21 protein-coding genes and 1 other RNA gene are annotated in these 18,021 nt (G+C 37.8%); 7 read left to right on the forward strand and 15 right to left on the reverse strand.

Translation table 11 applies throughout. From position 1 onward, the window contains the following. Positions 1–72: 72 nt before the first annotated feature. The 12 genes from AACL61_RS04650 to tadA form a co-directional block, all read right to left on the reverse strand. The gene (locus AACL61_RS04650) at positions 73–834 is read right to left on the reverse strand and encodes an acyl-[acyl-carrier-protein] thioesterase (RefSeq protein ID WP_102816705.1); all 762 of its coding nucleotides are present in this window, start codon (positions 832–834) and stop codon (positions 73–75) included. 9 nt (positions 835–843) lie between these two features. After that, positions 844–1,710 (reverse strand): 16S rRNA (cytidine(1402)-2'-O)-methyltransferase, encoded by an 867-nt coding sequence (gene rsmI / locus AACL61_RS04655; protein ID WP_003667390.1) that lies wholly within the window; start codon positions 1,708–1,710, stop codon positions 844–846. A gap of 8 nt (positions 1,711–1,718) precedes the next feature. Beyond that, positions 1,719–2,069 carry a DNA replication initiation control protein YabA gene (locus tag AACL61_RS04660; protein ID WP_102816703.1) on the reverse strand — a complete coding sequence of 117 codons (351 nt, stop codon included), beginning with the start codon at positions 2,067–2,069 and terminating at the stop codon, positions 1,719–1,721. 10 nt (positions 2,070–2,079) lie between these two features. Further along, positions 2,080–3,093 (reverse strand): DNA polymerase III subunit delta', encoded by a 1,014-nt coding sequence (gene holB / locus AACL61_RS04665; protein WP_113896766.1) that lies wholly within the window; start codon positions 3,091–3,093, stop codon positions 2,080–2,082. 14 nt (positions 3,094–3,107) lie between these two features. Next, positions 3,108–3,431 (reverse strand): cyclic-di-AMP receptor, encoded by a 324-nt coding sequence (locus AACL61_RS04670; RefSeq protein ID WP_003666336.1) that lies wholly within the window; start codon positions 3,429–3,431, stop codon positions 3,108–3,110. An 18-nt stretch (positions 3,432–3,449) separates the two neighbouring features. Beyond that, a complete protein-coding gene (tmk, locus tag AACL61_RS04675; RefSeq protein ID WP_102816701.1) occupies positions 3,450–4,091 on the reverse strand; it encodes a dTMP kinase in 642 nt (213 codons plus the stop codon). A gap of 9 nt (positions 4,092–4,100) precedes the next feature. Continuing rightward, positions 4,101–4,349: a YaaL family protein gene (locus AACL61_RS04680; protein ID WP_003667379.1), complete on the reverse strand. Its 249-nt coding sequence runs from the start codon at positions 4,347–4,349 to the stop codon at positions 4,101–4,103. A 4-nt stretch (positions 4,350–4,353) separates the two neighbouring features. Further along, positions 4,354–4,956, reverse strand: coding sequence for a recombination mediator RecR (gene recR, locus AACL61_RS04685; RefSeq protein ID WP_003666331.1), 603 nt, complete (start codon positions 4,954–4,956; stop codon positions 4,354–4,356). 3 nt (positions 4,957–4,959) lie between these two features. Further along, a complete protein-coding gene (locus AACL61_RS04690) occupies positions 4,960–5,268 on the reverse strand; it encodes a YbaB/EbfC family nucleoid-associated protein (RefSeq protein ID WP_003666329.1) in 309 nt (102 codons plus the stop codon). A gap of 20 nt (positions 5,269–5,288) precedes the next feature. Continuing rightward, the gene (dnaX, locus tag AACL61_RS04695; RefSeq protein WP_339111042.1) at positions 5,289–7,124 is read right to left on the reverse strand and encodes a DNA polymerase III subunit gamma/tau; all 1,836 of its coding nucleotides are present in this window, start codon (positions 7,122–7,124) and stop codon (positions 5,289–5,291) included. A gap of 139 nt (positions 7,125–7,263) precedes the next feature. Next, positions 7,264–7,361, reverse strand: an RNA gene (gene ffs, locus AACL61_RS04700) — signal recognition particle sRNA small type. A gap of 35 nt (positions 7,362–7,396) precedes the next feature. Continuing rightward, complete coding sequence (gene tadA, locus AACL61_RS04705) at positions 7,397–7,909, reverse strand: tRNA adenosine(34) deaminase TadA (protein ID WP_339111043.1); 513 nt, start codon at positions 7,907–7,909, stop codon at positions 7,397–7,399. A gap of 257 nt (positions 7,910–8,166) precedes the next feature. On the opposite strand from tadA, the gene nrdH reads away from it, so the two are divergent. The 4 genes from nrdH (at position 8,167) to adhE (ending at position 14,787) form a co-directional block, all read left to right on the forward strand. Then, positions 8,167–8,388 (forward strand): glutaredoxin-like protein NrdH, encoded by a 222-nt coding sequence (gene nrdH / locus AACL61_RS04710; protein WP_003666324.1) that lies wholly within the window; start codon positions 8,167–8,169, stop codon positions 8,386–8,388. Between the two features lie 99 nt (positions 8,389–8,487). Beyond that, positions 8,488–10,659, forward strand: a complete 2,172-nt coding sequence (gene nrdE, locus AACL61_RS04715) for a class 1b ribonucleoside-diphosphate reductase subunit alpha (RefSeq protein ID WP_339111044.1) — start codon at positions 8,488–8,490, stop codon at positions 10,657–10,659. A 114-nt stretch (positions 10,660–10,773) separates the two neighbouring features. Beyond that, positions 10,774–11,793, forward strand: coding sequence for a class 1b ribonucleoside-diphosphate reductase subunit beta (gene nrdF, locus AACL61_RS04720; RefSeq protein WP_003670529.1), 1,020 nt, complete (start codon positions 10,774–10,776; stop codon positions 11,791–11,793). A gap of 357 nt (positions 11,794–12,150) precedes the next feature. Continuing rightward, on the forward strand, positions 12,151–14,787 hold the full coding sequence (adhE, locus tag AACL61_RS04725; RefSeq protein WP_339111045.1) for a bifunctional acetaldehyde-CoA/alcohol dehydrogenase: 2,637 nt from the start codon (positions 12,151–12,153) through the stop codon (positions 14,785–14,787). 87 nt (positions 14,788–14,874) lie between these two features. Here the strand turns inward: adhE and AACL61_RS04730 are convergent, their stop codons facing one another. From AACL61_RS04730 to AACL61_RS04740, 3 genes are read right to left on the reverse strand one after another with little or no spacing between them, the layout of a single operon-like run. Continuing rightward, entirely contained in the window at positions 14,875–15,630 is a 756-nt protein-coding gene (locus AACL61_RS04730; RefSeq protein WP_035154994.1) for a DUF4097 family beta strand repeat-containing protein, read from the reverse strand. Then, complete coding sequence (locus AACL61_RS04735; RefSeq protein WP_102816695.1) at positions 15,631–16,242, reverse strand: DUF1700 domain-containing protein; 612 nt, start codon at positions 16,240–16,242, stop codon at positions 15,631–15,633. After that, positions 16,235–16,567, reverse strand: a complete 333-nt coding sequence (locus AACL61_RS04740; RefSeq protein WP_003667362.1) for a PadR family transcriptional regulator — start codon at positions 16,565–16,567, stop codon at positions 16,235–16,237. Before AACL61_RS04740 ends, AACL61_RS04735 begins: the two co-directional genes overlap by 8 nt. 189 nt (positions 16,568–16,756) lie before the next feature. On the opposite strand from AACL61_RS04740, the gene mscL reads away from it, so the two are divergent. From mscL to AACL61_RS04755, 3 genes are all read left to right on the forward strand, one after another. Next, the gene (gene mscL / locus AACL61_RS04745; RefSeq protein WP_102816694.1) at positions 16,757–17,128 is read left to right on the forward strand and encodes a large-conductance mechanosensitive channel protein MscL; all 372 of its coding nucleotides are present in this window, start codon (positions 16,757–16,759) and stop codon (positions 17,126–17,128) included. Positions 17,129–17,261: 133 nt separating this feature from the next. After that, positions 17,262–17,492 (forward strand): hypothetical protein, encoded by a 231-nt coding sequence (locus AACL61_RS04750; protein ID WP_003667358.1) that lies wholly within the window; start codon positions 17,262–17,264, stop codon positions 17,490–17,492. A gap of 132 nt (positions 17,493–17,624) precedes the next feature. Further along, the gene (locus AACL61_RS04755; RefSeq protein ID WP_003667357.1) at positions 17,625–17,909 is read left to right on the forward strand and encodes a hypothetical protein; all 285 of its coding nucleotides are present in this window, start codon (positions 17,625–17,627) and stop codon (positions 17,907–17,909) included. The last annotated feature ends 112 nt before the right edge of the window (positions 17,910–18,021 follow it).

Below are 18,021 nucleotides of genomic sequence, written 5' to 3' on the forward strand. Positions count from 1 at the left end.
ATGCCGGGCGCACATAAAATAGCAACTAATTTCCTGTCTAGAAACCAGTCGCTATTATTCATTGATTAATTTTTAATACCATTCTATCTCAGCAATTGCATCAATCTGCTTATCAACGCCAATCTGGTGGTAAGTTACCGTTCCATCATTTGTTTGGAGCTTATTAACTTTGCTTTCCACAATTTCCCCATTGCGTACCTCTTGAAGATACTGCAAATTAAATCTCTTTATCTGATTTCCGCATAAAAAATCACGCCCAAGCGGATCAAGAAGCCAATCAAAGTAACGAGCATTATTAACATGGTGATTAGCATCAAGGTCAAAATAACGAACTTGATAATTCTTCTTTATTACTGAAGCATTTTCATCTAGTTTTTGAGGTCGTTTTAGGCGAGGAATCCTTTTCGCAACAGGAGCGTTAAACGGCTCAATTAAAGCAGGTGGAATGGATTGCATTCGCCGCGTCTTTAGATTCATAAACACAAAGATCGACCTAATTCGTGCATATTCAATCTGGTGTTCTTTATCCGTTATCCAAAAATCACGAACAGCAAAAAAGCGGTTATAGGAAACAGCTTTTGTTCCTAAAATGACAGTTTCCCCAAAAGAAGGCTGCTTTGCGGAAAGCTGTCCTTCATAGCCGCTTACTACCCACGTACCGCCAGTAGCCTGTATTTCTTTGGTCCCCATTCCTAAAAACATACTATGCTCATCGGATACCATGGAAATCATACTCAATACCATACTCAAGCTTGGATGACTTGTTTCATCACACTCATAATATGTTAGTAAGTGCGGCATTTCGAATGTTTGTGCTTCTTGCTTTAACTCCATATTTTTCTCCTACAATTGATGATATTGCTTATATAATTCCTGGCGTTTTATATTATTTTTCTTTGCCACCAACTTAATCGCAGCATTAGTGGAAAGGCCATTTAAAATTTCCTTATCAACCTGCTCTGTTAATGGTAGTTCAATCTCATTATCCGTCTTCTCTGTGGGGTGCTCATTCCCTGCTACCAGAATAACGAATTCGCCTCGTGGTTGGTGATCTTCAAACCAGGCAGTTACTTCAGCAAGCGTTCCCCGGGTAAACTCTTCATAGCGTTTAGTGAGTTCCCGTGCTAATACAACCCGCCGTTCATTGCCAAAAACTTCCGCCATCGTAGCTAAAGTCTTTTTTAAGCGGTGCGGAGCTTCATAAAAGATCATCGTTTCTTTACGCTCTTTCAATTGCTCCAGTGCCGTTACTTGCTGCTGGTGTTTACGCTCTAAAAAGCCAAAGAAGTAGAACGGCTGGGGAACTAACCCCGAAGCAATAAGAGCCGTCAATCCTGCATTAGCTCCCGGAAGCGGGATTACTGGCAACCCTTCTCTAACGGCCGCCGCTACCAATTCCTTGCCGGGGTCAGAAATCGAAGGCATTCCCGCATCGCTGCACTGGGCAATCGAATAACCAGCTTTTAACTTCTCAATTAATTCCGGAACACGTTGTTCAGTATTATGCTCATGAAAGCTAATTTGACGGGTCGATATATCAAAATGGTTTAATAGTTGCTGAGTATGACGTGTATCTTCAGCAGCAATCAGATCCACTTCTTTTAAGGTTTTAATTGCACGGAAAGTCATATCATCTAAATTTCCAATTGGGGTTGGAACCAAATATAAACTTCCTGATTGGTGATCATTAAAACTGCTAATTTGCTGCATACTATCTCCTATTTTGTCATTCCTTGTTCGTGTCCAAATATTGCATCTAAACAAAAAGTACAAGATTCATTAGGCTCAAGACGCTTACCATAGTACTCACTACAAACATGGAACCCCTGTTGGTAAAGTTCTTTTAAATTTTGCCGTGATCCAGATAATTGACTTTCACTATGGTGTGGCTGCTTTTCTTTAATCATCTGACGCAAATGCTTGTTTTCAATTGAAAGTTCCACATTTTCTTCAGAAATAGCAATAATTTTTGCCTGCAACTGCTCCATTTTCTTAACCAAATCCTGAGTCTGGTTCATCACCTGCGCAAATTGTTCATAAAGATTATCTGAACTATATTCTTCACTCATCTTTTCGCCCCTAACTAATGCTTAAAACCTGCACAAGCCGAATCGTCAATTGTTCAACAATATTTTGAAAACTAATATTTTGTTCTAACATATGACGAGTTTCCAACGTTAACTGACTAGCTGCTAACAATTGTTGAGGAGAGTATTTTCTAACTACTTCTCCCATTTCTCCTAAAATATTATTAAAGTGAAGACGGTTGGCTGCTGTAATTCCCGAATTTACCATTAGCGTATCACGCCAGATTAAGGTAATTAAGTCCAGAACTACTTGTTGTTTATCCCGGTCGGTAGCTACTTTTTGCAGAATTGTCTGAACATCAACAAAACCTAACATCCCATTTCGCGTCGTATCTTGATACCACTGAATGACTCCTTTGATCGCACTCTCAAACCAATTATCTTCTTGCCATTGTTCAATCATTGCGACGGAATCTGTAATCCCAACAGCAATTTGTTGTTGAGATTGCGGAATATTATGCTCAGTTAAAACCGTTAACAATGCATCTCGTTTTAATGGTGGTAGTTCAATCACCTGTGTTCGTGATCGAATCGTTGGTAAGACAGCACTTTTATTAGTCGTTAGCATAAAGATATAAACGCCAGCTCCTGGTTCTTCAATAAATTTAAGAAGACTATTTGCTGCACCGTTTGTCATTTTATCAGCATCTTTAATAATAAAAATTTTCTTATTGCCTTCTACCGCACTCTTAGAAAACTCTGCTTTTAAGTGGCGAATCTCATCAACCTTTATTTGGCGACCTTCTGGAGCAGCATAGACAATGTCAGGATGGTTTCCAGATAAAATTCGCTGACACTCGGCACAGGTTAAGTCTGGTTCATTGTCCTGGGGATGAAGACAAAATAACCGTAATGATAACCATTGGGCAATTGACATTTTTCCTGAACCACCTGGCCCAACAAACAGATAAGCATGAGCAAGCTCATTATTTGATAATATTTTTTGAAAACGAGTAATTATTGCTGGTTGTAATTTTTCTGCACGTGTTTGTCCCTGTTCAGCCAACCATCTTCACCTACTTAAAATTTAATGAAGTCTTCTACTGGTAAGACAAAGACAGTTGCCCCACCAATCTTTACATTGACAGGAAATGCCGAACCGCCTTCAACATCCATATGCATTTGCGATGTAACGTATTGTTCACGTGACTCAGCATTCTTTTTAATTACTGATAATACTTCTTGAACACGGTCGTCCTCAATCCCAATTAAAAATGTCGCATTTCCTTCACGAAGAAAGCCACCAGTTGTTGATAATTGAGTAACGTGAATATCAGCTTTATTAAATGCTTTTCGTAAACGATTGCTATCTTTTGATTGAACAATTGCAATAATCATTTTCATTATTAATCACCCTTTTTATTAAAACAAATCTGAAAACCGGTCATGAATTGTTGCTTTTACGTCCTCAATCACTTTTTCCAATGGCTGGCTTGCATCAATCAACTTTATTCGTTCTGGATAATTCTGGTAGAGTTTTAAATAAGATTGACGAACAGTTCGATGAAATTCAAGCTTTTCTTCATCTAATCGATTAACTTGATTGGAACGATGCTCAGCAATCCGTTTTAAGCCAATTTCTGATTCAATATCAAGATAAATTGTCAACGCCGGCATTAGCCCATCAATCGCAAACTGATTAATTTGCCAAATTTCTTTTTCTCCAAGGCCCCGGCCAGCTCCCTGATAAGCAATGGAACTATCTACAAATCGATCACACAGAATAACTTTGCCTGCTTTCAGCCCCGGAATTATTTCTGAAACAATGTGTTGCCGACGAGCAGCAGCAAAAAGCAATGCTTCTGTCCGCCCATCCATATCGGTATTTTGACCATCAAACAGTACCTGGCGAATTTGCTCAGAGATCTTATTACCACCAGGTTCACGAGTATACATAACTTTTTCTGTGCCAAGCTGATCTTCCAATTCCAGTTGGATCTGTTGGATTACACTTGTCTTACCCGCGCCATCTGGTCCTTCAAATGATATAAATTTACCGTCCATTTCTCTCTCCTAGCGATCAATTACTCCATCATTTAATTTCCCGTGAACTTTAAATTTGCGAGCAATTTTATATAGGTATAAAAATTTCTGCTCTTGAATCCGGGAACGATAATGAAGTTCACTATTAACGTTTGCTTCATATACTGCCCGTTCAGTTTCACGTGCATGATCCCAACTAGCCTTCGTAGAGTATACCGCTTCTAGCAGACGTTGGTTTCGTTCACGTTCTACCTCTTTAGTCGGCCGCTTAAAAAACATTTTCTTACATCTCCGTTCGCCCTTGCACTGCTTTGAATAATGTCATCTCATCAGCATAGTCAATATCAGCGCCAACTGATAACCCATGCGCCAACCGAGTAACTTTAATTCCCGCAGGCTTAATTAACTTAGCGAGGTAACCGGCCGTCAACTCACCATCAGATGAAGCATTCGTTGCAATAATAATTTCCTTTACTTCATCATCTTTCTTTAGTCGTTTAAGTAAACTTGTAATATTAATATCTTCTGGGCCTGTTCCTGCAACTGGAGAAATAACTCCATGAAGGACATGGTATAAACCATGGTATTCATGCATCCGTTCCATTGCCATAACGTCTTGTGACTGCTCAACAACTAGAATTTGCGAATGATCACGGGTCTTATCGCGACAAATTGGACAAGGGTCGTCTTCGGTAATATTGCCACAAATACTACAGTTATGAAGGTCCCTTTTAGCAGACAGAAGGGATTTAGCAAAGTTTGTCACATCATCTTCTTGCATACTCAGAGTATAGAACGCCAGCCGCGTTGCAGTCTTTTGCCCGATTCCTGGCAACTTAGTATAGCTTTCAATTAATTTCGCTAATGGTTCTGGATATTGGATCACTTTTTACAACCCCATACCTTGTGTATATTTACCAAGCTTTTGTTGAGTAGCATCATTAACTTGCTTCATTCCGTCTTTCACAGCAGCAATTACCAAGTCCTGAAGCATATCAATATCATCTGGATCAACTGCTTCTGGCTTAATCTTTAAGTCAATTAATTGATTATCCCCGCTAAACGTAGCAGTTACCATATCATCTGGTGCTTTTCCAACAAATTCCTGTTTAGCAAGTTCTTCATGTTCAGCCATCATTTTCTTTTGCATTGCCTTAGCTTGCTTCATCATTTGTTGCATATTCATTCCACGCATCATAATATCATCCATCCTTTTTCTTAATTATCTTCTACTTTAACAATATCACTACCAAATAGCTTCTGTGCTGTTGCTACTTGGTTATCTTCTTGAGGTGACGTTTCTTCAGTCAGTGCTTCATCTTCTGGTGGTAGCGGTGGTTCTTCCATTGGTGCCGGTGTGGCCACAGGAGTTTGCCCGCTTCCTTCAGTAGTTTGTGGCTTTTGTTTAGTAGGTTGCGGCTTTTGCTGATTCTTACCAAAACCATGATCTTTAATAAAGTCTTGACGAATTTTTGGCCACTTATCCTTAGGTACAAAAACAACTTGCCGTTCATTCCCAGTTAAACGTTGCAAAGCACTTTCCATATTCTCTAACAGCGTTGTATCATCAGCGGCTTGCTGGAATAAGAACGGATAATCAAAAGCAACAATTATTCCCACAGCACTAGCGGCAACCGGTTGTGAAACATGAAGTAAGGACCGTTGCGGCACCGACAATAGGTTCAACATATCTCCCCATAACTCACGAACATTTATTAAATCTTGACGAGTCGCATTTTCTAATACTGGGTAGATCTTATTGAGATTAACCTGCACTTTCTTTTGTTGTACTCGTGGCTGCTCATTTTGTTGGCGAGGCGATGAGCGACTAGCCCTTACCGGCGTATTCTGCAACTGCTTTACTGTTTGTTGCAATTGCTGAATCTCTTGTTGTAATTTTTCAATCGTCTTAGTAGCTTCAGCATTTGTATCCGCAGAAACTGCTGGTACCGATTGAATATTCTTTTGTGGTTCGATTTGTGCAAGCTTTATTGTGAGAACTTCCAAGTATACATCTGGATGAGTCGTAAAGCGCATCTCTTCTTGGATATTATTTAGTTCATCGATCATTTGGTATAAGGTCGCTGAAGAAGCAAGTTGGACTATTTCTTCAAAGTCTTCCTGCTTTAGTCCTGTACTTTCAACACTAATCAAGCTTGGTGATTCTTGGTACAACAGAATATCACGAATAAAGGAAATCAAGTCCTCAATGAACCGCTGACCGTCTTTCCCTTCATCTAAAATATCCTTCATAGTATCAAGAGCAGTCGCCCCTTCATGCTTACTAATTTCCAAAAAGTACTTCTTTAATAACTGTTTAGTAACACTTCCTGTAACTAATAAAGCATCATCCAACTTTACTTCATTATCACTGAAAGAAAGCACCTGGTCAAGAATACTCAACGCATCCCGCATTCCTCCTTCAGCGGCATTTGCAATTACCCATAATGCTTTTTCATCATAAGTAACTTTCTTTTGATCAAGGATATATTTCATTCGATTAAATGCATCTTCTGCTGAAATTCGTCGAAAATCAAATCGTTGAACTCGCGAAATAATTGTTAAAGGAATTTTATGGGGTTCCGTAGTTGCGAGAATAAAAATCACATTGGCTGGTGGTTCTTCAAGCGTTTTTAGCAATGCATTAAAGGCCCCTGTTGAAAGCATGTGAACTTCATCAATTATATAAACTTTGTAATCCGCTTGGGTAGGAGCATATTTTGCCTTATCCCGAATATCACGAATCTCTTCAACCCCATTATTAGAAGCCGCATCGATTTCAATTACATCATTTAATTGCCCGTTTGTAATTGCTTTACAAATATCACACTCATTGCATGGTTCGCCATCCTTAGAGTGATGGCAATTAACCGCTTTAGCAAAAATCTTCGCTGCTGAGGTTTTACCAGTACCACGTGGACCAGCGAACAAGTATGCATGGCTTATCTGGTGAGTGATAATGGCGTTTTTTAGGGTTCTTGTAACAATCTGTTGACCGACAAGATCATCGAATCGCTGTGGTCGCCAGACACGATATAATGCCTGATAACTCATCGCCAGACTCCCTTTCTAAATTTAAAATACTATAAAATATTATACAAGGAATTAAGCATATAAAGTAGTTAAAATACATTTTAATTAAAATTTCAAAATAAAAAAGACCCGCAACAAATTATTACGAGTCCGCTTAATTATCAATAAAACTTAGAGCACAAGGCATATCATACTTAGTGCTGCTTCCTTCCAGACCTGACACGGTTCGTAAGCATGCCCTTGCTCTAAGGCCTTACGGCAAATAGTATAATACACTATTTTTCTTTAAATTACTAGAGGTTAGTCTTATTTTTTCTTCGAGCCTCTTTCCGACGACGGCGAATTTCACGGAAAAAGTTTTTTAACATTTGGCTACACTCATCCCCTAAAATACCAGAATGAACATTAACTTGATGATTTAAACGTGAATCACTTAGTAAATGATATAAGCTATCAACTGCCCCTGCTTTCGGATCAGCGGCACCATAATAAACATTTTTTATCCGTGCATTGATAATGGCACCACTACACATGATGCACGGTTCTAACGTAACATACAAGTCGCAATCTTCTAAGCGCCAACTCCCTAAATTCGTGCATGCTTCCATAATTGCAAGCATTTCTGCGTGATAGGTAACATCTTGAAACTTTTCACGCATATTATGACCACGTCCAATTACCTGTCCATCGTGGACAACAATCGCACCAATTGGTACTTCATCTAAAATTCTGGCTTGTTTTGCTTCTGCAATCGCTATCTTCATAAACTTTTGTTGTTCAGATAATGATGAATTGTTTTTTTTCATTCTTTTTCTCCAAGTACTTAAAATTACCCTGCTTTTAAGTGTATAATAATAGACTGGTTTTTCAAATTAATTTTATTAATCACCTGCTTGGGCATTTTATCAAAAAAAGTTTCACAGATGTCAATCGCCAGTTTGAGCGCTATATATTGTGTTTCACTGTTTCACAGACACTAAATATAGTGCTTTTTTAATTGATTTTTTCTGATTCACCGTTATACTAGAAAACATCGACTAATCGTTTAGGAGGCCTCGTGAAGATGGTAACTGTATTTTCAAAAAATAATTGTATCCAATGCAAGATGACAAAACGTTTCCTTGAACAGCACAAAATTTCATTTATTGAACACAACATCGATGAACAACCAGAATACATATCGCAACTTAAGTCGGAGGGTTTTATGGCGACTCCAGTTGTAAAGCTTCCTAACGGTCAAGCTTTTTCTGGCTTTCGTCCTGATCAATTAAACCAACTTGCCTAAGTTTAAATAAACTAATATTTTGCCAGGCATCAATTCGCTATTGGTGTACTGGCTTCTTTATTGACATAATCAAATTAATTCAGAAAGTGAGTTATTAATATGGCGTTATCTGATATCGATATGACCAAAGTTAAATATTACGATTATAACAACGAAGTAAATATCCCTAAAAACGGACAAATTCAACTAGATAAAGATAAATTGGCCTTAGAAGACTTTATTAAAAATAATGTTGAGCCAAATACCAAAAGATTTTCTTCATTAAAAGAGCGTTTTCAATGGTTAGAAGAAAATGATTATATTGAAGAAACTTTTATGAATAAATATAGTGAAGCGTTCATTGAAAAGCTTTACGATTATTTAAAAGCACAAAACTTCCACTTCCATTCTTTTATGGCTGCTTACAAGTTCTATGCCCAATATGCCTTACGGACAAATGATAAAGAGTACTACCTTGAAAACTATATTGATCGGGTCGCAATGAATGCTCTTTACCTCGCTAATGGTGATGAAGAGTTAGCAATGCAGCTCGCTGATGAAATCATCCATCAACGTTATCAACCCGCAACTCCAACATTCCTTAACGTTGGGCGTAAACGCCGGGGAGAATTTGTTTCTTGCTTTGCGATTCAAACAACGGACGACATGAATACCATTGGTCGAACAATCAATTCTGCCCTCCAACTTTCTAAAATTGGTGGTGGCGTTGGAATTAATTTAAGCAACCTTCGTGAAGCTGGTGCCCCAATCAAGAAAATACAAGGTGCTGCTAGTGGAGTTGTTCCTGTAATGAAGTTGTTAGAAGATAGTTTTTCCTACTCCAATCAACTGGGACAGCGACAGGGAGCTGGAGTCGTTTACCTTAGTGTTTTCCATCCTGATATTATTGAATTCTTAGGAGCAAAAAAGGAAAACGCTGATGAAAAGATCCGATTAAAGACCCTTTCTCTTGGAATTACGGTTCCTGATAAGTTCTATGAATTGGTAGAACAGAATGCTGATATGTACTTGTTTAGCCCCTACGATGTTGAACGAGTATATGAAAAGCCATTCTCCTATGTCGATATCACAAAAGAATATGATAACTTAGTGGCTAACGATGATATTCGCAAGAAGAAAGTTAATGCCCGTGACTTAGAAGATGAAATCAGCAAACTCCAACAAGAATCAGGCTATCCTTACATTATCAACATTGATACAGAAAACCGGGATAATCCGATTAATGGAAAAATTGTGATGAGTAATTTATGTTCAGAGATTGCTCAAGTACAAGTACCGGCGCAAGTAAATGATGATCAATCATATTCTGAAATGGGAATTGATATCAGTTGTAATCTTGGATCAACCAATATTGCTAATATGATGGAAAGCCCTGACTTTGGTAAATCGATTAAGGCAATGATGCGGGGATTAACCCGAATCAGTGACGTAGAAGACCTAGATGTTGTCCCAACTATTCAAAACGGAAATCGGCTTGCCCATTCAGTTGGTTTGGGTGCAATGGGATTGCATAGCTACCTCGCTAAGCACCATATTCAATACGGAAGCCCGGTTGCGATTGAATTCACAGGTGTTTACTTTATGCTCTTAAATTATTGGTCATTAGTGGCATCAAATGAAATTGCCAAAGAGCGGCAGGAAACTTTCCACGATTTTGAGAACAGTAAATATGCGGATAGTTCCTACTTTGACAAATATGTCACTAAGGATTGGGGACCACAATCAGATGTTGTTAAAGGTCTTTTTGAAGGTATTTTTATCCCTGGAATTGAAGATTGGAAGAAGTTGAAAGAAAATGTAATGCAAGATGGTCTTTACAATCAATACCGTCTTGCTGTAGCGCCAAACGGTTCAACTTCCTACATTAACGATTCGACTGCTAGTCTACATCCAATCATTAATCGTGTTGAAGAGCGCCAAGAAAAGATGATCGGTAAAATTTATTACCCTGCCCCATATCTTTCAAACGACACGATGCCTTACTATCGTTCAGCTTACGATATGGATATGCGAAAAGTTATTGACACTTACGCCGCTGCACAACAGCACATCGATCAATCTCTTTCAATGACCCTCTTTATGCGGTCAACAATCCCAGCAGGCCTTTACGAATGGAAAAATGGACGAACAGATAAAATGACGACTCGTGATTTAAATATCTTACGGCACTATGCCTATAAACGCGGTATTAAGTCAATTTACTACATTCGAACGTTTACTGACGATAGCGATGAAATTGGTGCAAACCAATGTGAAAGCTGTGTTATCTAAGCCTAATCAGAATTTGATTTAAACGTTGGGCACTGGTAAACTTGATATTATGTATATAAATGGCTTTTGGTATCTCGATTTATTAAAAGCAACGTATTTGGAGGAGCTCAATCAATGAAACTGGAAGAATTTAAACCTGTAAATCAATATAAAGCAATCAATTGGAATGAAGTTTCCGACATGATCGATAAAGCTACCTGGGAAAAGCTAACAGAACAGTTCTGGCTTGATACACGAATTCCTGTTGCCAATGATATGGATGATTGGCGTGAATTAGATGACGATCATCAATGGACTGTCGGACATGTTTTTGGTGGTTTAACCCTTCTTGATACTGTTCAATCAGAAGCAGGATTAACTGCCCTTAAAGAAGATGTTAAAACTCCTCATGAAACAGCAGTTCTTAATAACATCCAATTTATGGAATCAGTTCATGCTAAGAGTTACTCAACTATTTTCTCTACTCTTAATACCCCAGACCAAATCAAAGAAATCTTTGAATGGTCCGATACAGAAGAATACTTGCAAAACAAGGCTGTCAAAATTGCAAATATGTACCTTGATCCAAGTCAAGACCCGCTAAAAAAGAAAGTAGCTAATGTTTTTCTTGAAACTTTCTTATTCTACTCTGGTTTCTACACTCCCCTTTATTATCTTGGTCACAACAAATTAAACAATGTGGCTGAAATCATTAAGCTAATTTTACGGGACGAATCAGTTCACGGGACATACATTGGATACAAGTTCCAAGTCGGCTTACGTGATCGAACGGAAAAGCAACAACAAGATATGAAAGATTGGATGTATAATTTCCTTTATGAATTATATGATAATGAAGAAAAATACACTCATCTTCTTTATGATCAAGTTGGTTGGACAGATGATGTTTTAACCTTCATCCGTTACAACGCTAATAAGGCATTGATGAACCTTGGTCAAGATCCACTATTCCCTGATACCGCTTCTGATGTTAACCCAGTTGTTATGAACGGAATTTCTACTTCAACTTCTAACCATGATTTTTTTAGCCAAGTCGGCAATGGATATCGCATGGGTGCCGTTGAAGCAATGAATGATAGTGATTATGACGTTAAAGATCCAAACGCGGGAAAAGACATTAATGCCCGCGATTAATAAAAAAGCTACCATTTCTGAATGGTGGCTTTTTTATTATTCCCAATAATAATCTGTTAATGATTAGTTAACTTAATAACTAGCCGAGTTAAATTAATATATTCGCTTTTATATTATATTTGTGAAATAGACTTCAATTAATAACAGTATGCAAATCTATCATCTCTTAATTTCAAAATTAATACCAATGTTTTTTGTTGCTATACAAGTATTATAAAGACAATGTTGTAAGCGAATTCATGTAAAAGAACCGTTGTTTAAACGTTCACAAAGGTATTTACAAAGCTAAAAAATGTAGTAATATTATACATGTTCAAATGTTAACAAATAAAAGAATTGAAAAAGGAGATTTCAATTATGCCTGCTAACAACAAAAAACAAGTTGAAAAAAACGTATTAACTGAAGAAGAAAAAAAGCAAAATGCGCAAAAATTAGTTGATGACATAATTACCAAAAGTGAAGCAGCTTTTGAACAATTACGTTACTACTCACAAGAACAAGTTGATAAAATTTGTCAAGCCATGGCCTTAGCTGCTGAAGAACACCACATGGACTTAGCTATTGATGCAGCTGAAGAAACTGGTCGTGGGGTTGCCGAAGATAAAGCTATCAAGAACATCTACGCAAGTGAATACATTTGGAACAACATCCGTCATGATAAGACTGTCGGAATCATCAAAGACAACGATGAAAACCAAACCATCACTATTGCTGATCCTCTTGGTATTATTGCAGGTATCGTTCCAGTTACTAACCCTACTTCAACAACGATCTTCAAATCAATCATTAGTGCTAAGACACGGAATACAATCATCTTTTCTTTCCACCGTCAAGCCATGAAGTCTTCCATTAAAACAGCTAAAATTTTACAAGAAGCTGCTGAAAAGGCCGGTGCACCAAAGAACATGATTCAATGGCTTCCTGAAAGTAGCCGTGAAAATACAAGTGCATTGTTACAACACCCTAAGACTGCTACTATTTTAGCAACTGGTGGTCCTTCATTAGTTAAGGCTGCCTACAGTTCAGGTAACCCTGCTCTTGGTGTTGGTCCTGGTAATGGTCCAGCTTACATTGAAAAGACTGCTAATATTGAACGTTCTGTTTACGATATTGTTCTTTCTAAGACTTTTGATAACGGAATGATCTGTGCTACTGAAAACTCAGTTGTTGTTGATGAAGAAATCTACGACAAGGTAAAAGAAGAATTCCAAAAGTGGAACTGTTACTTCTTGAAGCCAAATGAAATTGATAAGTTTACTGAAGGCTTCATTGATCCTAAGCGTCACCAAGTTCGTGGACCAATTGCTGGTCGTTCAGCTAACGCCATCGCTGATATGTGTGGAATTAAAGTTCCTGAAAACACTAAGGTTATCATCGCTGAATATGAAGGGGTTGGTGACAAGTACCCACTTTCAGCTGAAAAACTTTCACCAGTATTAACAATGTACAAGGCTACTTCACATGAAAATGCCTTTGATATTTGTGCTCAATTATTACATTACGGTGGTGAAGGTCACACTGCAGCTATTCACACCCTTGATGATGATTTAGCAACTAAGTACGGTCTTGAAATGCGTGCTTCACGGATCATTGTTAACTCTCCATCTGGTATCGGTGGTATTGGTAACATTTACAACAACATGACCCCATCACTTACTTTAGGTACCGGTTCATACGGTGGTAACTCAATTTCTCACAACGTTACTGATTGGGATCTCTTAAATATCAAAACAATTGCAAAGCGGCGTGAAAACCGTCAATGGGTTAAGATTCCCCCAAAAGTATACTTTCAACGCAACTCACTAAAAGAATTGCAAGATATTCCAAACATTAACCGAGCATTTATCGTTACTGGTCCTGGAATGAGCAAGCGTGGTTACGTTCAACGTGTTATCGATCAATTGCGTCAACGTCAAAACGACACCGCCTTCTTAGTATTTGATGACGTTGAAGAAGATCCATCAACAAACACTGTTGAAAAAGGTGTTGCTATGATGAATGACTTCAAGCCGGATACAATTATTGCCCTTGGTGGTGGTTCACCAATGGATGCTGCTAAGGCAATGTGGATGTTCTATGAGCACCCAGAAACTTCATGGTATGGGGTTATGCAAAAGTACCTTGATATTCGGAAGCGTGCTTACCAAATCAAGAAGCCTACTAAGTCTCAACTCATTGGTATCCCTACTACATCAGGTACTGGTTCAGAAGTTACTCCATTTGCGGTTATTACTGATTCAAAAACTCATGTTAAGTACCCACTTGCTGACTACGCCTTAACACCAAACATTGCAATCGTTGACTCACAATTCGTTGAAACTGTTCCAGCAAAAACTACTGCTTGGACTGGACTAGATGTTTTATGTCACGCTACTGAATCATATGTTTCTGTTATGGCAACTGACTACACTCGTGGTTGGTCACTACAAACCATCAAGGGTGTTATGGAAAACCTTCCTAAGTCAGTTCAAGGTGATAAGTTAGCTCGTCGTAAGATGCACGACTTCTCAACAATGGCCGGGATGGCATTTGGTCAAGCCTTCTTAGGAATTAACCACTCCCTTGCCCACAAGATGGGTGGAGCATTCGGTCTTCCTCACGGTTTGCTTATCGCTATTGCAATGCCACAAGTAATTCGCTTTAACGCAAAACGTCCACAAAAGCTTGCTCTCTGGCCTCACTATGAGACTTACCATGCAACTAAGGACTACGCTGATATTGCACGGTTCATTGGTTTGAAAGGCAACACTGATGAAGAATTAGCTGAAGCATATGCTAAGAAAGTTATCGAACTTGCTCACGAATGTGGTGTTAAGCTTAGTCTTAAGGACAATGGTGTTACACGTGAAGAATTTGATAAGGCGGTTGACGATCTTGCTCGCTTAGCTTACGAAGATCAATGTACTACTACTAACCCAGTTGAACCACTTGTTAGCCAACTCAAGGAATTACTTGAACGTTGCTACGATGGTACTGGCGTTGAAGAAAAATAATCCAGCGCATAATTAAAAATTAAGACTTTTCTCCTATTAAAAAGGCCCTCGATATCTGTCGAGGGCCTTTTATTAATTTCAGCTAAATCAATTTACTTCATTATCACCAGATTGCGTTATTAAGCGGAGCACATTTTCTGCATCATCATTTTGATGCAAGGGTTCTTCACCCTTATCTTCACCATTAAGTTCATTATCACCTGCATCAGTCTTTAGGAAGTAGCCGTCAACAGTTGTGTTTGTGACCGTATTATCACCAGATTGATTATTAACAGTATATTGTCCCTGAACTGTTAAATCATGTCCTGTGAAGTTACCTGACGAGAGTTTTGTACTTCCTCCGCGTAATGTAACTTGACGGTATTCAACCTCGCCTGCGCCACTGTTAACATCAATATTGTCCATCTTAACTTGAGAAACTGTTAGATCACCACTCTCTAAATGAATACGACCAGCTAAGGCTTGATCATGTGGGATAGTCACAATGATTAAATCTTGGTGGGGCTGATAATCATTAAAGTTAAAGACAAGCGGAAAGCCACCAGTTTGGCGAATTGAAGCAACGTTATTATGAACAGTTACAGCTGGAGTATGCCTGCTTATGCCAGAATAAGTAATCTGATATTTTTTACCTTCACGAACTATTACATTAGCCGTGGATGCTGAGATATCAATCCGTTCAAAAGCTTTATTAGTACTTATTGTTTTAGTGTGAGAATGAAAGATTGCTGGACGATTGTTCTCAAAATAAACGGCCTTATTACCATTATTAAAGAAGCCTATTCCGAGGAGGATTACTCCTAAGATTAAAACAATTACTCCTATCTTAAATATTCTTTTCATTTACTTTTTCCTCCTTGCCTGCACTTTTGCATAAATGAACTTAGCAAAGTTGGCAATCCCTTGAACAATAACTCTGATTAACCAGTAGATTAAAGGCAAACAAACAAGGAATAAGCCAATGAGGGTCACTCCTAATCCAAGATAAAATAGTCCACTGAACAAGTTTGTCGCAAGTAAACCAATTCCAATATAAAGGGACACAATTGCTATAACGGCAACTCCGAAGATCAAAGCAACTATTCCAACAATCAAACTTAAGGCGACTCCCCCTGCTGCCAACAATAGTGCTAATACGGTAATTCCTAGTCCAAACGTTATTGGGGAAGTAATAATTGCCACTAGCACCCACCAAAAGACACGCCAACTAGAATGAGGCGAAGCAGGATGTCCTTCTTTGATCGATTCATTATTAGCTTTAATTGAATAATCAGCTAATATCTTATGACTTAACTGTCGTGGCGTTCCTAGCCTTTCTTCAATCGCTGTTCGGGTCTCCAGTCCAGCGTCGGCAATATATTCATCATAAAATTCTAAGGCATCATTTCGTTCTTCATCAGTTAATTGTCTTAAATATATTGATAAATCATTAATGTATTTTTGACGTTCATTCATCTTTATCTTCTCCCTCACCTAACCCATAAAAAATACCATCTAAACTATTTTTATAATCAGTCCATAACTTACGAATACGTTGTAAATGCTCCTTACCGGCTTTCGTAATTTGATAATAACGGCGATTCCGTCCCTGGTAAGGCTGATCATAAGTTATTAAATAACCGTCTTTTTTTAACCGGCGTAAAACGGGATACATTGTTGATTCGGAAATGGTAATAGCTGATTGCATTCGCTGGGTTAAAGCATATCCATAGTAATCTTTGTGTTCAAGAATTGCTAAAACCATCCCATCGAGTAAGTCAGCTGTAATTTGAATCTTCATTCTATCCCTCCTTTTTAGCTGTAATATTATATGTTATATAATATAATGGTTTGATATAATATGCAATTATTATTTAAAAATAAATTAAATCTCCTTATGTCATCTCATAAAAGCCCTAAGCATATAATTCTGTTTGATATAATCATAATTGAAGTTGTTCCCCTCTAAAGCTAGAAGGAGGCCTATTTTATGTTAAAAGAATTCAAGACATTTATTGCCCGCGGTAACGTTATTGACATGGCAGTTGGGATAATTGTTGGTGCAGCTTTTACCTCAATCGTAAAGTCCTTAGTTAATAACCTTATTAACCCCCTTATTGGTTTATTCATTGGTCGAATTGACCTATCTAACCTTGTTTTGACGGTCGGCGATGCTCAGTTTAAATACGGAAGTTTCCTAAATGCAGTCATTAACTTCCTGATTATCTCCTTTGTTGTTTTCTTAATGGTAAAAGCAATCAATACATTCCGCAAAAAAGAAGATAGCAAAACAGAAGCTCCAAGTGAAGAAGTTATGTACCTTAAAGAAATTACTGAACTTCTGAAAAAGAATAAAGAATAATAAAAATGCTGGTTAAAAGTTTTTAATCAGCATTTTTATTATTGTATAATATTTTTATTTTTATACCATATTATTGGAATTGAATTTATATACTTGTTACTATCATGGTAGGAAAACAAAAGAGGTGATAATTATGTTTAAAAAGAAAAATTGTCCTACGTCAAATAGCCAAAAAGATGCAACAAACGCATACCAAAAAGGTTATGATCAGGCCGTTAAGGATTATAAGGCACTAGAACCCTTCCGGAAGTATCCACAACGCATTATTAATGTTACCAATAAGTTTATTAAAGGTAAGATGCATGCTCTTCGTGACTATGTTGACGGGTATGAAGATGCTAAGCAACAACTTTCCAAAAAATAGTAAAGTATTACCAATCATTGTAAATAACTTCAACTGCTAACCACACCGCGTAATACTTTTTTCGAATGTTGCTATTCATCAGTTCAATACGCGTTTATTAATGTTTATCGAGGCCCTAAGGAGGGATATCTTATGTTATTTAATGTTATTTTTTGGATCTTAGCTATTTGGTTTGTCATTAATGTCATTTGGATGTGGTTCCAGCTTAATAATCAAATTCTACAAAAGACTTTCGCTTGGATCAATGTTTGTGCAATTGTTATCGGTTTTTGGGTTTATTATGGTGTATCTCATGATGCAAGCGCAATTAACGGTTGGTTTATTGCTATGAACTGGGTTAACATCGCTATTGCTGCTATTCAATTCTACTTTGGTTACCGCACAAGCAACGATAGTACTACTCATCCTGCAAAGTAGACTTATTTACTTTTAACTTTCCTGTTCTTCTAAAATTTTGCACACATCATAAAATAGCTCCTTATTTAGAATAAATGGTAGGAGCTATTTTCGTATCGCGGTTTGTAAAATT

Origin of the sequence: Limosilactobacillus reuteri subsp. porcinus, assembly GCF_036621895.1 — a bacterium.
GTDB lineage: Bacteria > Bacillota > Bacilli > Lactobacillales > Lactobacillaceae > Limosilactobacillus > Limosilactobacillus reuteri_J.